Consider the following 15,253-nt stretch of genomic DNA (forward strand, 5'->3'; position numbering starts at 1 on the left):
GTAAATTTGTAATTGTATTCCTTTTATCAGGTATGCTGTACTAAAAACGGTCTATTTCTCATAAAAATAGACCGTCGTACACTAGATTATATTTCTAAACTATCTTAAAAGTTTATTCTACCTGTTCCTGTATTACCGCTGTTAAAGCTATCCCAACTGTTATCTGTTGGACTATCTAACCAAATATTAGGATTTGCCCAAAAACCAGAGAAACCAGTTGCCGGCAATGTTTGATCGCTTGTCCATAATTGTATAACAAAATCTGTAACAAACCATCCGTCTTGTCCTTTGAGATATAAAGTAGCACCGTCTACTTCAACCCACTCGACAGCACGATCAGGAAATGAAGTTTTGAATAAGTATGCATCCCAACCACCTTCTCGGTCGTCACCAAAATTATCCATCCAGTTAAAAGGAGGGTTAAAAGTTCCTGCACTAGTAGTAAATCTCACGTACGTACCAGCATCCCCATCGGTATCGTTGTTACTCTGACTACCTGTAAATGTCCAAACTCTATAAAACCACTCCGTGCTAAAAGCTTTTTGCTGTATGGGTTGGTTGCTGATGTATTCTTTTACAGCCTGATCCCATTGAAGGTTTGCTTTTTCCATGTCGACATTTTCGTCAAAATGCATATGTAATAAAGGTTTACTGTTACTTGATGCTACATCGTTTAGGAACTCACCACTTCGTCCTGTAGTACTTTTAAACCCTTCTTGTTGTATATCCTGTTGTATAATTTCCTCTGTTTCTGTTTGTACATCTGATTTTTCGCAGGAAACCACGAATAAAACGCCTACTATCAAAGATGTGAATACCTTTAAATTACTTAAATTTTTCATTTGTTTTAATTTATAATTAATATTAGATGATGGTGTTGTTTATTTTATCATATCCGCCGGCAAAATAGAATGCTAAAACAACTGTTGAGACAAATGTATTTAGTTTTTACACCCATATTTAGGGGGAAATATCCCATTCCGTAGTCGTTCATTACCCGATTTGTTATGTGAGTTTGTAGCGTTATGACCAGCATTCGTATGCATTGGTTAAAAACGCTTGAAGACTCTTTAAACAAAGAAGCGGAGCGAATTGATATACCTAGTTTTTACTCTAAAAAGAGGAGCGATACATGAAAGATTAACATTTCATTTGTTGACCTGTTTCAGGAAAAGTCCATTTTTCGATATCCCAAAACTCTATACGATACGAGAATGTAATAGAAGATGTACCGTAAATCGGATATAAAAAATATACTAGGCTTCGTATGATTGTTCAGACAGTAAAACTTCTGCTAATGCTTTAAAAAAACTACGGAATTCAATGCTATTCCAAGATGAATTTTTCACACAGAATTCAAATTTTTTTTATGGATCCAAAGAAAGTTTTTTATGTCTATAGTTACTGTCTTTTGGATGTTTAAAGGACTTATATTTACTACAACAGTACTTACTTTGTTACAAATAGGAATTATATTTAATAATCTTATTTAAAAATTTGATTTTCCATCATAAAACCTTTGGATACATGATTCAATCCTATAAACAACGACCGCAGCTAGAAGAAAAGTACGATACTATTATTATAGGATCCTGAATGGGTAGTCTTACAGTAGGTGCCATATTAGCAAAAGAAGGAAAGAAAGTACTCATTTTAGAACGGCACTATACACCGTGCGGATTTACTCATGTATTTAAGCGTAAAGGTTATGAGTGGGATGTTGGAATTCATTACATAGGAGGTGTACAACAGGAGAACAGTCCAATTCGTAAGTTGTTTGATTATATCACAGATGGTACATTGGAGTGGGCAGATATGGGAGAAGTATATGACCGTATTATCATCGGCGATACCCAGTATGACTTTAAAAAAGGCGTAGCTAATTTTAGGAATCAGTTGGTAAGCTATTTTCCCGAAGAAGAAAAAGCAATTGATGGATATATTGATTTGGTTTTTAAAGCCAATAAAGTAATGGGGGCTTTTTATAAAGAAAAGGCACTACCAGGCTTTCTTCGTTTTTTTATAGGTGGATTTTTGAAACGACCGTATTTGAAATATTCGGATCAAACTACTTATCACGTGCTGAGCGGGCTTACTAAAAATCAAGAATTGATCAAAGTTCTATCTGCACAATATGGAGATTATGGCTTACCGCCAAAGCAAAGTAGTTTTGCTATGCACGCTTCTGTAGCGAGACATTATTTTGAAGGTGGAAATTTTCCAATTGGTGGATCTTCCAGAATTGTCAATACCATTGATCCCATTATAACAGCTGCTAATGGCACTAAATTGACCAATGCAACGGTAGCAGAGGTGATCATAGAAAACAATAGTACCAAAGGTGTACGTATGATTGATGGAAAGGAGTTTTATGCTAGCGGAACGGGTGTTATGAATACCTTCGAAAAATTAATTCCAGAATCGGTAAGTGTCAAAACAACACTAAAAGAACAATTAAAAAAAGTAACACCTTCTGTTTCCCATGCTTGTTTATATCTAGGGTTTAAAAGTTCACCAGAAGATTTAAAATTACCAAAAATGAATTTTTGGATATATCCAAAGGACGGTGATCACGATAGCTGCGTACAACGATACTTAGATCATAAAGATGCTCCTTTTCCTGTTGTTTACGTTTCATTTCCTTCTGCTAAGGATCCCGATTGGTCTAACAGATATCCTGGTAGAAGTACGATTGATATCATTACTTTGGTGCCATACGAGACGGTGGCCAGATGGAAAGATACACGTTGGATGAAAAGGGGAGAAGCATATGAATTCTGGAAAGAGAAGATTGCGCAGCGTCTTTTAAAAGCATTGTTTGCACAGCTTCCACATCTGGAGGGACAAGTAGATCACTATGAACTTTCTACTCCTTTAAGTACAGAACACTTTGTAAACTATAAAAAAGGCGAGATTTATGGTATTGATCATACGCCACAGCGTTTCCGGCAGAAGTTTTTACAGCCCAGAACACCTATTAAAGGATTATATCTAACTGGACAGGATATTGTTACTGCAGGTGTTGGTGGAGCACTTTTTGCGGGATTGGTAACGGCTTCTGCGGTTACCGGGATTCATTTTAAAAAGAAGATTTTCGCATAGTATAGCACATTAGCACGTTCATGTTACATCTTATAATTATTATGTATCTTTAAAATAAAGTCATAAATCGTAATGTATGGCTGCAAGTGATATAAGAAAAGAATATACCAACGGAGAACTCACAATCGTTTGGAAACCTGGAAAATGTATTCATTCTGGAATTTGTGTAAAAACCTTCCGAAGGTTTATCATCCAAAAGAAAAACCCTGGATTCAATCAGAAAATGCAACGACCCAAGCATTGAAAGACCAAATAGATACTTGTCCTTCTGGTGCTTTACGTTATTATATGAATACATAGTTAAGTAGTGAATGGATGTCAATAAAAAACCGAATCCTGCTAAAAGGATTCGGTTCTTTATTTTAAAATGGTTCTGTTTATTTTTATGCAATCAGAATAGATTTTACATTCACAAACTCTTTTACACCAAAACCACCGTGTTCTCGTCCATACCCAGATCTTTTGACACCTCCAAAAGGCATTCCAGGATCTGCTAGTCCGAAAGAGTTAATAAATACCATACCGGTATCAAATTGCTGTTCTGCTAATTGCGTAGCTTTTTCTATATCTTTGGTAAAAATACCACCACCAAGTCCAAACCTACTATCATTGGCGATTCTCATAGCATCTTGTTCATCTTCAGCTTTTATTAGAGAAGCGACAGGACCAAATAGTTCATCGTGATAGGCTGGTTGACCGGGAGCTACGGATCCTAGAATAGTAGCAGGATAATAAAATCCTTTTCCATCAGGTATTTCTCCACCACAAAGTATTTCTGCACCGTTTTCAACACTTTCTTTAACTTGCTCATGAAGTTTTTCTCTCAAATCTTTTCTAGCCATAGGCCCCATATCGTTATCCGAAGCTGTAGGGTCGCCAGTTTTTATAGCTTTCATCGCTTTTACGAACGCATCTTTGAATTGATCGTAAATCTTGTCGACTACGATAAAACGTTTTGCTGCAATACAGGTTTCGCCATTATTATATATACGTCCTTTTACACACGTCTTGACAGCAAGGTCGAGATCTGCATCTTCTAACACCACATACGCATCATTGCTACCTAATTCTAAAACGGTCTTTTTTAATTCCGCTCCGGCTTTTTCTGCTATAATTTCACCTGCTTTTGGACTTCCCGTAAGGGTAATACCTCGTACCAACTTATTTTTGATAACGGCATCTGATTGTTCGTGATCTATAACCAAAACACTAAAAAGGTGTTTAGGTAAACCAGCATCTAAAAATACTTTTTCTAATAGTTTCGCGGTTCCGGTAACATTAGCAGCATGCTTTAAAAGCACTCCATTTCCTGCCATTAAGCTTGCCACTGCATAACGTACCACCTGATAGGAAGGATAGTTCCAGGGTTGGATTCCGTATACGACCCCAATCGGTGCGTAGGAGACGATTCCTCGACCTCCTTCAGAGAGTGTTCTTTCTTCTGATGCAAGATCATCAGGACCGTGATCTGCTGTGTAGTTGCATATAGCAATGCACAAATCAACTTCCTGGTGGCTTTGTTTTAGCAACTTCCCCATTTCTTTGGTCATCAAATCCGAGAGTTTGGATGAATGCTTCTTAAGACTTGATCCTATGGATTTTATTTTTTCTGCTCTTTCTGATGGAGAAAGTGTTTTCCATTTTAAAAAGGCATTGTGACAATTCTGAACTTGTTCTGCTACTTTTTCATCTTCCAAGTACTCATAATGTTCAATAGCTTCTCCTGTAGCTGGATTTATTGTAGTGATTACTTCTTGATCTATTTCTGTTTCCATAATATTTTAATTTTATTGTAAACTAATATTTTTTAGAGTCTTAATTCTTAGTGTTGCTCACTTGGCAATACGTGAATATCATTTATATTTACTCTTGCAGGTTGTGTTAACGCATATACAATAGCTTCTGCAATGTCTTCTGATTCTAAAGTTGTCATATTCAACATATCCGAAAATTTATCTAAGACATCCTGATCTGTTATAGTTTCTGTTAATTCTGTCGACACCGCGCCTGGTTCTATAGAAGTAACATTAATTCCATATTTAGGTGCTAGTTCTTTTCGTAACCCTTCAGAAAACATTTTTACGGCTGCCTTTGTAGCACAATACACAGCACCTCCAGGAAAATATTGATATGCGGCTGTGGATGAAATATTAATAATATGTCCTCCTTTATTTTTAATTAAGGTTGGTAAAACTGCGGATACGCCATTGAGTACACCTTTGATGTTAACATCTATCATGGTATTCCATTCATCCGTTTTAAGTTTTTCTACGTATGATAATGGCATTAACCCGGCATTATTTATGATGACATGGATCGTGTCAAAAGCGTCTATGGTTTTTGAAACAACATTTTCAAAATCATCTTTTTTAGTAACATCACCGGTAACTACCAAAGCTTCACCTCCGTCATCTTCTATTTTCTTTTTTAATTTTTCTAGGCGTTCTTTTCTTCTTGCAGTTAGTACTACTTTTGCACCGTGTTTAGCGAGTTTTAGTGCGGTAGCTTCACCAATTCCGCTAGAAGCACCTGTAATAATGATTACACTTTTTTCTAATTTCATAGCATTTTTTTTTGTTGTTACCCAAAGTTCATTAATACTTTAGGGTTAGGTGAATTCAATCGATATTATTGTTAATGTAAATGCGATTTTTTAGTACAGTCTTGCCCTTAATATGGGGTAAAGAGTAGGGTATTTGTAAAAGATTTGGATACTTAGAAAAGTAGTTTAGTTTTACCTAAATATGCATGGGGTTCAATGCAATCCTGTAAATTATCTAATGACAATCCGGAAGAGGAAAAAATGGGTTCCACAGTAACAACCAGTGGTTTTTGTTTATAAAGAAACCTGTAAGGTTTCGCAAAAAGGCATTTTTCAAAACATGAACAATGTTAATTTTATAAGAGAAAAGAAAAATACAATATATTCTTAGAACGAAATTGCAGTAACGAGCAAGTAGACATTATCACAGGTAAGAAAGCAACAATCGCCAGAGAGAGGATATCGTTCTTTTTTCATGTTTTTAAAACTATAGAATCCATCTTATAAAATTATTGTTACAGTGGTTTATTATGTAAGTTTGCAACTCCACACTTCATCTTATGTAATTATATTTTTGTAAGTATCATACGTTGCCAATTTTTATAATAAGCGACTATTGCTAATGAATTATGTAACTGAGCCTGGAAATACTGTCCTTTTCACGGTAAGGAGTTGGTAGATTAATTGAGTAGTTATGACTTTCCTAAAATCATATATGGTATCAGGTATATTGAAGAATATTTTTTTGTTCTTTGTACTACTAATTTTTGTGTCCTCTTGTAATGATAAAAGCATGATGGATCAAAATGCCGTTTTCGCCTGTTTAGAAAAGGGTGAAAGTATAGCAAAACTTATTAAAGAATCTAATACTCAAAAGCTGCAAAAGGTTTTGGTGGATATACCAAATCTAGCGTATCTTTTGGAAATATTAGATGATGAAGTAATGATATACGAAAAGTATACAGTAAGCCAACCTAATATTTTCTATAATCCATATGGAGAAGAATACATTTATACGATCTATGCCAGTAAATGGATTGATAACGGAACCGACTGGGGGTTAAGTGACTATCTCTTTGTATTTCAGCTAGCGTTTACCTATGATGAAGAATCAGAAAAAGTCTCCGTTCAAAATAATCGAATTTTAAAAGACCATGTTGGATTCAAGAAATGGTGGTTTTCTTTTATGCAATCGTATACTATAAAAAGCTGTAGAAGAGATTTTTGGGCAGATTCTTATGGGATCGTTCCACCACCGCCTCCTGCTCCTGCAACAGAAGAATGGCTGTCTGGAACGTAATTCGAGTTCATATGTCTATAAACAAGTATTTATACGCATAGATAAACCGCGTGTTCTTAGTAGATTTAATGCTCACAAAAGATAATGCTGTGATTATATTGAAAATTAAATTGGTTTTAGTATTAATTTTAGCGATTGTAAGTAGTAGTTGTAATAAACACAACAAAATTAAGATCAAAGAAATTGCGTCAGAAGATATTGAAATGGTGAAGGATTCTGTTCTGCTAAGTTTTTCATTGGTTGGATGTAACAGAGTTCAGTATAGTGATTGGCATAATAAAACCGCAACGAATGCATCTACAGCTAATCTTTCTGTTTTGAAACGCATATTTAATGATATAACCTGCCAGAAACAAAAGTCATCACTACTCTTTTTTTTAGGCGATTTGGTATTGGCAGAATCAGATATAATCAATTTAGAAACTCAATTAAAAGCTTGGGTAGACGTTTATGAAGACAAAACTTTTAGTAAAATCAGCGACGCGGGAATAGAACTGGTTGCTATTCCTGGAAATCACGAGATGTTATTTTATAATGCTAAGGACGATAAAGAATATCCCTTAGCAGGTTCTACAGAAGTCTGGATGAAATATATGAATCCTTATATGCCAGCAGATAGAAATTATATTACTGGAAATGATAGTCTGGTGAATCAAATGACATTTTCTTTTAGGCGAGACAATGTAGGATTTGTGGTAATGAATACAGATACCTATAATCCGCCAACTAAACAGAAACCCTATGGTGTTGAAGGATTAATACCTACAGAGTGGATCGTAAGTCAAATAGAAGGATACAAGCAAAATCCGGATATTGATCATATTTTCGTATTAGGACATAAACCATATTATGTGGATGGAAAACCTGAGACAGGACATAAAGGATTTCCTGAAGGTCCGGTTCTTTGGTCAGAATTACAAAAAAATAACGTAGTAGCCATGCTATCTGCTCACGTTCACGATTACCAACGAATGCAGCCAAATGGAAAAGGCACGTATCAAATCATTGCAGGAAATGGAGGAAGCGATGGACCGGCTCCTTTTTTTGGTTACAGTACGATTCAAATTATGAGTAGTGGAGAAGTTCGTTTTGTTTCCATAGGTTTTGATAAAGGAAATCCCTACTATCAAGATGTACCTAAGAATATGATGAAAGTTCGGGATAGTACTACGCTAACCTGGTCTCCTAATCAAAACCCATATACCTTACATTAGTCATTCAGTTCCCAGTTATATTTTAAATATTGAATTTTTGCAGGTTCCTGGACTTTTGTTATTGCATATTGGTTAATAAACGGGATCACACCTTTTTTAAAGTCAACAACATACCATTCAAATATTTTACTAATTTCTAAGCTGTTATTAGTAATCTTGTTTTTTGTTGCATCATTGATCCACGATGTTGCTAATTGATTGAGTTGCGTAGTAAGTTTAGTAGGAGTGAAGGCTTCATTTAATAATTTAGGGCACGAAATCGCTGCACAATTGAAAGCAACATGAAGTCTGGGCTCATCAAAATTGGGACGAACAATGGTGTTTTCTATTTGATTTAAAGAATAGATTTTATCTCCGGATTTTATAAACTTTTTATCCCATGGTTTTCCGCCATTAATATCTTTAATGCTTTGTATCGGATAATGAGTAGTAACCAAATAAATGGTGGCAGCATTATACAAATTAAACCAATAGGCTAACTTTTCATTTTTCGTCCAGTCCTTCTGAACAGATGTAAGCTTCAAATGGTCCAGGTATGCTTCAACTTTGGAAATTTCTGTTTTAAAACCCTTATAATTAACTTTTCCGCTGGAAGACACATATTTTTTGGTTAAATAATTCCAATCAGAATGATCAGGTAGCATCTTTTTTATATCTGATTTGATCTCCTTTTCTTTTATTACTTCTTTTAATGGAGTCGTTTTCTTCAAAACATTTTTAGTATTCACAATTTCTTTTTTGGGTGCCTCTAACTCGCCAGTAGCTAAAATAGAATCTTTGATTTCTTGATTATTACTTCTCGTATCGTTAACTACCGCATCCTTTACATCAATATAGGTAATGGAGGTATCCGTAACGTTCGTATGTTCAGAAGTAGTATTGGTGTTTCTTTTTTTATCAGGAGCACACGCTACAATCAAAAGAATCGTTAATAAGAAGAAAACCTTTTGCATACGATAAAATTTAGATGAGATTTCAAATTACTCTTTTTATTTTAAAAAATATTCCGAAAATCTATTTTAGATTACTTAAAATAAAATCTAATTTTTGATTTGCATTCAGGTTTTGCTCATAAGAATCTGTTATATGTGCTCCTGGTATAGCAAGACCTAATTCTTGTAATCTCTTAATATCACTTTTGTTTTCGAGTGTAACCTTACCAGTAAGCAAAAGACTCATATCTTTATTATTATGGTAGTAATCGTATATTTTTTTAAGTCCCGTTAGATACAAATAATCTTTAGTAAATCCACCTCCACGATGAACTCTCAGTGTAATTTGCCATGCAGTTTCCCTATCTAATTTATATTGGCTATAGAGTAGATCAAAGGTATCTTTAAAATCATATCCTTTTATGAGACTATCTGCTGCAATAACCCGATACGCCAACTCTTTCATGCGTTTCAGCGTTAAACATCCAGACATAAATTCACTAAAAACAGCTAAACCTTCTTGTGTTTCTGTGTTCTTTACAAAACCATTAGAAAATATTTTGAGTGGCTGACTCTTTCCATTAAAGGTCGTTACCATATGTACCCCAATTTCGTGATTTGCTAATACTTGCAACTCATTACCACTGAACGCATAGTTTTTCTTTAAAACCAACGTTTCAGAAGCATTTAAAACCATTGCGGATGCCGAAATGTGTGTTGATTTTTTGATATTAAAATTAAAGTCATACCGCTCTGCAAATTTTCTAAAATATGCTTCAGCATCTAATGCTGAATGCTTTTTAGCAAATTCTTCACCGGGTTGTTCATCTTCGAAATGAAGAATGAAACGTGCATTTTCCACATCACGTTCTTTTGGGGTACCAAAAACTTTTAAAGAGTTGTAATAAAAATTTTTTCCACTTCCAATAGTTTCTATACATTGAATCAAACCAGCGTATTCATAAATAATATCTTGGTATAAAGATCGGATCTCTTCATCTTTAATTCTTTCTAATTGCTGATTAAAAAACAGGCCTTGTAATTTATAAGGGTCGAATTTTATCTTTCTATAGTTAAATTTTGGGTTGAAACGGTATTTACTTGCAAAAAAGCTCTTTTTTTCCTGTTCGATATTCAATGGATTCAGGTAGTTAAGAAGTTCAATATTCTTTACCAATTTGTCCAGATTTTGATCAATTTCAAACAAATCCGTGTATGTGTCTACAACATCTTTGATCATATATGTATTTTATTAATGGCAAAAATAATAGAATAACTTTTCAGAAACACTACGTTGGATCAATAAAGCTTTGATAAAACAATAATGCGTGCTCAGGGATTCTGGATTTTAGTTCTTGTTCAATGGTATGCACAACTTCTGGATATATAATATATTCTAATTCGTGGCAATAAATTTTTGAAAACTCTGTAGCCAGCACTAACGTATGATTAAAATGACTAGTGATGTATTTAAGAAAGTATCCATTTCCTTGAAAAGTATCGTTAATAGCAGTAGTTATTTTCGCATTGTTAGGCAGTTTTATATTTGATAAATTTTCACACCAAGATGCAGCCAATACAGAAAAACGATCATTGTCAATATTTGAAGTCCCTAGATTCACTACTGGAACTTCTCGACCCCAGCGTCTCCAGTTATAAGAATGCATGTCGTATACAATAGCAGCCCCATATTTAGATTCTATTTTGGTCACTAAAGCGTGAACGACTTTATAAAAATTGGAATGCTTTTGTAGTGATCGCTTTTTGGATTCAGGTGTAAGGGTGCTTTTCCACAATTGTTTTCCCCACGCATCTTCATAAATAGCATTTTCCGGATCTCGATTAAGATCATATTCAAATCTGGAATCACAACCTGCGATTACAATAGGATGATTTTGTACCATTTGTCTAGTGGCGGGATCCTCTTCATACCAGCGCTCATATTCTGTATGGAGACAGTTATCCCAGAGTTCTTTTCGAAATTGATGACCGTCGTGTATGGCTCCACAAATGTAGTAGGAATATGAAGTGATCTTTAGTGTAAAAGAGTAATCTTCGGCAACAGCATGAAAAGGTTCTTCACCCTGTATTTTATGGAGCAAATCTTTTACAGAAAGCTTACGCATCATCTACGGTTTTTCTAAGTTTTGCTTTTCTATCAAATCTATTTACTCTTTGAACCACTTTATCTTCAATAAAGTCAACCACTTTTTCCTGTAATCTTATTTTGTATTTTTTATTGATATATGTAATTCCACCAGGACTCATCACATTAACCTCTACCAACATACCGTTTATGACATCAATACCAACAAAGTATAGTCCATCTTTAACCAGTTTGGGACCAATTAAACGGCATAGTTCTTTTTCTTGTTTAGTTAATGAGTGTTTCACCACAGAACCTCCTGCCGTAACATTAGATCGATGATCATCTTCTCCCGGAATTCTGCGCATAGCACCTATGGGTTTTCCATTAAGAATTAAAACACGAACATCTCCTTGATCAGCACCTTCTATATAATCCTGAAGAATTACATAATTAGTAGTGCCATCTTTATTATCTATATAGAAATCTAACAGAGATCGGATACTGGTCATAGCTCGCTTTTCTATTAAAATAACACCAGAACCTCCAAAACCATTAAGTGGTTTCAGAATCATTTTATCACTGGTAGACTCTTTAATCATATTAATTAAATAATCCTTGTTTTTAGTTACGTGTGTTCGTGGAATAAAATGAGTGTCAATATCATCAAAGGCAGCTGTATAAAGTTTATTGTTCGATCTTCTGATTCCGTCAATATCGTTCATAATAAAAACATCATCCTTTATGGAATCCAAAAAATTAAGCATAATCATATCCAAAGGAGGGTTGCTTCGTAAAACAATAGCATCAAACCCTGCCAACGGCAACATTTCATCCCTAAACGTTGTTTTCATATAGAAGGACTTCATAGAAGATGAAATTTTCTCTTGTCGATTCATGACTTTACAAAAGGAATAGGTTACACTGTCCCTTATGGTAAGATTGGATGGTGTTGCCACAGCAACTCCATGTCCTCTTTTTGCAAATTCATGTATTAATGTAAGACTAGTATCGTTTTCTGGGTCTATTTCTTCCCATGGATACATTAGAAAACAAACGTTCATTATAAATTATATTTTAAAAAAGAAAAATAATAAATTTTGTGCTTAGAAACTTAGAAAAGTAGTAAAACTTATAATGTTCATCTTCTAAAAATATCAAATACAGTCTATATTTATGATTACTTCATTTAATTTATTCCAAACAGCATGAGCGATTGGTTGTGGAGAAATTTTAAATTGTATTATATGTCTATCTGTTTTTTTACAATACATGTAGGTTGCCACGATGTTTAAATTCAATTCCTTTTTTGTGATAAAAGCATCATACGTTAAAACTTTACCAGCATAAGTATGATTATTAATTTTTTCAAAAAAAGCTGTTGTTTTTGGAATGGCTGCTGCTCGGGAAGCATTAGTTGTTGAAAATTCTTGCATCAAGCCATCAAAATAAACAGCTAGTTGCGATTCTAAGTTACTACTGGAAAGTTGTGGATCGTTTTCCAGATACCAAAGAAACGAATAAGAAAAATACTCATCAGAACCTTGTTTTCCCCAACCAGGAGCAAATCGAACATATTCTGTACCTTTATGATCAAGTGACTGAGCAAATGATAATGGAAATGCTATGGTCTCTTTTCTCCAGTTATCCGGAGCAGACAAAATGTTAAAATCGGCAGGTACTTTTTTACATTGCACAACGATTAAAAAAAGAATGGTAAAAAATGGTATAGTTTTTGAATTTCTCATTTAGAGACAGTTATTTTAAGCAATAAGAATACTATTTGTAAAACTATGTATTGTTTTTTATAAATTTGTTATAAGGAAGGAAAAATACGAATACAAAAATTTAAAAATGAAACTATATAAGTTTAAAACATTACTACTACTTATTTTTTGCGTTCAGGTTTCAATGGCACAATCATTAGATGATGCTAAAGAAGCAGAAATAATTAATATTCAAAAAGATATAGTTGGTAAACTTACCGGACATACACCTATAAAAGGTAAGAAAAAGTTATCAAGCCGTTCTAGTACTTCGGAAAGAAGAATTACAGCGGATTACTTATTCAATTCTTTAAAAGAAATTGGGATTAAACCTAAACGAAATACCTACAATGTTCAGGATAAAAAAGGAAAACAATATAGTGGAGCCAACATCTATGCAGAAATTCCGGCAACTAACGGTAGCGACGAATATATAGTGCTTGGAGCGCATTACGACACTGCAGAGGATAGTCCGGGAGCTGTTCATAATGCAACCGGTATAGCATTAACCCTTTATGTTGCAGAAAAGTTGACAAAGTTGGCAAATAGAAATATCAACTTTATGATTGTGTTTTTTGATCAACAAGAAACAAATATGATCGGCTGTAGAATGTTTGTTAAAAAATTACAAGATGATAAGTATAATGTAAACTCTATGCATCGCGTAGATTATGTAGGATGGGATAATGACGAGGATAGAGCCATAGAATTATTGGCTTCTAATATAAGTTTAGAATCTGCATATCGATTAGAGTCTGGTGTCCCTGTTTTTAAGAGAAGGGTTTCTACACCAGAAACAAGAGTGTTTTCAACCTTAGGATATGATACGATCACGATTACCGCCGAACTAATGAATGGAGATAACTCGCCATATGTACATCAGACTGAAGATAAATATACAACCGTTAATTTCAAGTATTTAGCATCTACATCAGAGATTGTCTACAAAGTGATGAAATCATTATCGAAGTAAATAGTTTTTAGAAATGATATTTTAAAGAGTTCTCTCTAACTTTTTATGTTAGTAAGAACTCTTTTAGTCTGTCATAATCATCTATTTTGATGCGTACCTTTTCCTTATGTAGTACTTTTTGAATTTGTTCAGGTATCGAAATTTTTGTTTCTAAAGTTTCTTCTACAATATCCAGAAATTTCACAGGGTGTGCAGTTTCCAGAAAAACACCATATTCGTCTTCTTGCAGGTTGTATTTCTGTAAACCTAAATAACCCACAGCTCCATGTGGATCCGCTACATATTTGGCTTTTTTAAAGATATCTTTCATAGCTTTTCTGGTCGTAGGATCATCAAAACTGTAAGCAGAAAAATTGTTCTTTAGTAACTCGAAATTATTATTAAATAATTGTTGAATTCTTATAAAATTACTTGGATTACCAACATCCATAGCATTAGAGATAGTGGCCTTTGAAGGCTTTGGATCATACTCAGATGTCTCCATATACCTAACCACGGTGTCATTTACATTTGTAGCAGCAATGAAGTGTTTGACCGGTAGTCCTAATTTATGTGCCACAATGCCCGCACAGATATTACCAAAATTACCACTCGGAACCGAAAAAACAATGTCTTTACCTTTATTTTTTAGTTGTTTATAAGCAAAAACGAAATAAAATAACTGTGGCAACCATCGTGCGATATTGATCGAATTGGCCGAAGTCAATTGCATATGGTCGGTGATGGTCTTATCTAAAAAGGCTTTTTTTACCATATCCTGGCAATCATCAAACACACCATCTACTTCGAGAGCAGTAATATTTTGTCCCAAAGTGGTAAGTTGACGTTCTTGTATATCGCTCACTTTTCCGGATGGATATAAAATCACTACATCCACACCCTTTACTCCTAAAAAACCTTTTGCAACAGCGCCTCCCGTGTCTCCAGAAGTTGCAACGAGTACGGTGACTTTATCATCATTATTTCGATTAAAATAGCCTAGACAACGTGCCATGAATCTAGCACCAACATCCTTAAAAGCCATTGTTGGACCGTGAAAAAGTTCTAAGGTTCCTATGTTTTCTTGAATATCAACTACAGGAAAATCAAAACTTAACACATCCATTAGGATGTCTCTCAATTCAGTTTCTGGTATCTCATCGCTCACAAATTGCTTAATGGTTTGATATGCAATTTCGATGGTGTCTAAATTTTCAATTTTATCAAAGAATGATGTAGGTAGAGGAGTGATACTTTCAGGAAAATATAATCCTTTATCTGGAGCTAGGCCCTTAATAACTGCTTCTGAAAAAGAAACCTGCGGGGCGTTATGATGTAAACTGTAATATTGCATGAATG

Annotated in this window: 13 protein-coding genes and 1 pseudogene; 5 read left to right on the forward strand and 9 right to left on the reverse strand. The window is 34.4% G+C overall.

Annotation, left to right across the window (positions count from 1 at the left end; translation table 11 throughout):
• Positions 1–104 precede the first annotated feature (104 nt).
• The gene (locus ACWGOQ_RS08550; RefSeq protein ID WP_452057529.1) at positions 105–842 is read right to left on the reverse strand and encodes a hypothetical protein; all 738 of its coding nucleotides are present in this window, start codon (positions 840–842) and stop codon (positions 105–107) included.
• Positions 843–1,596: 754 nt separating this feature from the next.
• Here ACWGOQ_RS08550 and ACWGOQ_RS08555 point away from each other — a divergent pair.
• Both ACWGOQ_RS08555 and ACWGOQ_RS08560 read left to right on the forward strand, forming a co-directional pair.
• Positions 1,597–3,102, forward strand: coding sequence for a phytoene desaturase family protein (locus ACWGOQ_RS08555; RefSeq protein ID WP_452057530.1), 1,506 nt, complete (start codon positions 1,597–1,599; stop codon positions 3,100–3,102).
• Between the two features lie 76 nt (positions 3,103–3,178).
• Positions 3,179–3,402: pseudogene (locus tag ACWGOQ_RS08560) on the forward strand ((4Fe-4S)-binding protein).
• An 83-nt stretch (positions 3,403–3,485) separates the two neighbouring features.
• On the opposite strand, the gene ACWGOQ_RS08565 reads toward ACWGOQ_RS08560, so the two are convergent.
• Both ACWGOQ_RS08565 and ACWGOQ_RS08570 read right to left on the reverse strand, forming a co-directional pair.
• A complete protein-coding gene (locus ACWGOQ_RS08565; protein WP_452057531.1) occupies positions 3,486–4,877 on the reverse strand; it encodes an NAD-dependent succinate-semialdehyde dehydrogenase in 1,392 nt (463 codons plus the stop codon).
• A 47-nt stretch (positions 4,878–4,924) separates the two neighbouring features.
• Positions 4,925–5,665, reverse strand: a complete 741-nt coding sequence (locus tag ACWGOQ_RS08570) for an SDR family oxidoreductase (protein WP_452057532.1) — start codon at positions 5,663–5,665, stop codon at positions 4,925–4,927.
• A gap of 673 nt (positions 5,666–6,338) precedes the next feature.
• On the opposite strand from ACWGOQ_RS08570, the gene ACWGOQ_RS08575 reads away from it, so the two are divergent.
• Positions 6,339–6,944, forward strand: coding sequence for a hypothetical protein (locus ACWGOQ_RS08575; protein WP_452057533.1), 606 nt, complete (start codon positions 6,339–6,341; stop codon positions 6,942–6,944).
• A gap of 89 nt (positions 6,945–7,033) precedes the next feature.
• Positions 7,034–8,158 carry a metallophosphoesterase family protein gene (locus ACWGOQ_RS08580; RefSeq protein ID WP_452057534.1) on the forward strand — a complete coding sequence of 375 codons (1,125 nt, stop codon included), beginning with the start codon at positions 7,034–7,036 and terminating at the stop codon, positions 8,156–8,158.
• Here ACWGOQ_RS08580 and ACWGOQ_RS08585 read toward each other — a convergent pair.
• From ACWGOQ_RS08585 to ACWGOQ_RS08605, 5 genes are all read right to left on the reverse strand, one after another.
• Positions 8,155–9,111, reverse strand: coding sequence for a DUF547 domain-containing protein (locus tag ACWGOQ_RS08585; protein WP_452057535.1), 957 nt, complete (start codon positions 9,109–9,111; stop codon positions 8,155–8,157). The two genes, ACWGOQ_RS08580 and ACWGOQ_RS08585, sit on opposite strands and share 4 nt — an antisense overlap.
• Before the next feature lie 61 nt (positions 9,112–9,172).
• Positions 9,173–10,330: a peptidase MATCAP family protein gene (locus ACWGOQ_RS08590; RefSeq protein WP_452057536.1), complete on the reverse strand. Its 1,158-nt coding sequence runs from the start codon at positions 10,328–10,330 to the stop codon at positions 9,173–9,175.
• A 49-nt stretch (positions 10,331–10,379) separates the two neighbouring features.
• A complete protein-coding gene (locus tag ACWGOQ_RS08595) occupies positions 10,380–11,216 on the reverse strand; it encodes an N-formylglutamate amidohydrolase (RefSeq protein WP_452057949.1) in 837 nt (278 codons plus the stop codon).
• The gene (gene gshB, locus ACWGOQ_RS08600; RefSeq protein ID WP_452057537.1) at positions 11,209–12,240 is read right to left on the reverse strand and encodes a glutathione synthase; all 1,032 of its coding nucleotides are present in this window, start codon (positions 12,238–12,240) and stop codon (positions 11,209–11,211) included. The genes ACWGOQ_RS08595 and gshB overlap by 8 nt, the downstream gene beginning before the upstream one ends.
• Before the next feature lie 93 nt (positions 12,241–12,333).
• Complete coding sequence (locus ACWGOQ_RS08605; protein WP_452057538.1) at positions 12,334–12,924, reverse strand: hypothetical protein; 591 nt, start codon at positions 12,922–12,924, stop codon at positions 12,334–12,336.
• 106 nt (positions 12,925–13,030) lie between these two features.
• Between ACWGOQ_RS08605 and ACWGOQ_RS08610 the strand changes: the two genes are divergently transcribed.
• Positions 13,031–13,915 (forward strand): M28 family metallopeptidase, encoded by an 885-nt coding sequence (locus tag ACWGOQ_RS08610; RefSeq protein ID WP_452057539.1) that lies wholly within the window; start codon positions 13,031–13,033, stop codon positions 13,913–13,915.
• Between the two features lie 43 nt (positions 13,916–13,958).
• Here the strand turns inward: ACWGOQ_RS08610 and thrC are convergent, their stop codons facing one another.
• Positions 13,959–15,248, reverse strand: a complete 1,290-nt coding sequence (gene thrC / locus ACWGOQ_RS08615; protein ID WP_452057540.1) for a threonine synthase — start codon at positions 15,246–15,248, stop codon at positions 13,959–13,961.
• Between the last annotated feature and the right edge of the window lie 5 nt (positions 15,249–15,253).

The sequence above is a fragment of the Aquimarina ulvae genome (genome assembly GCF_053613295.3).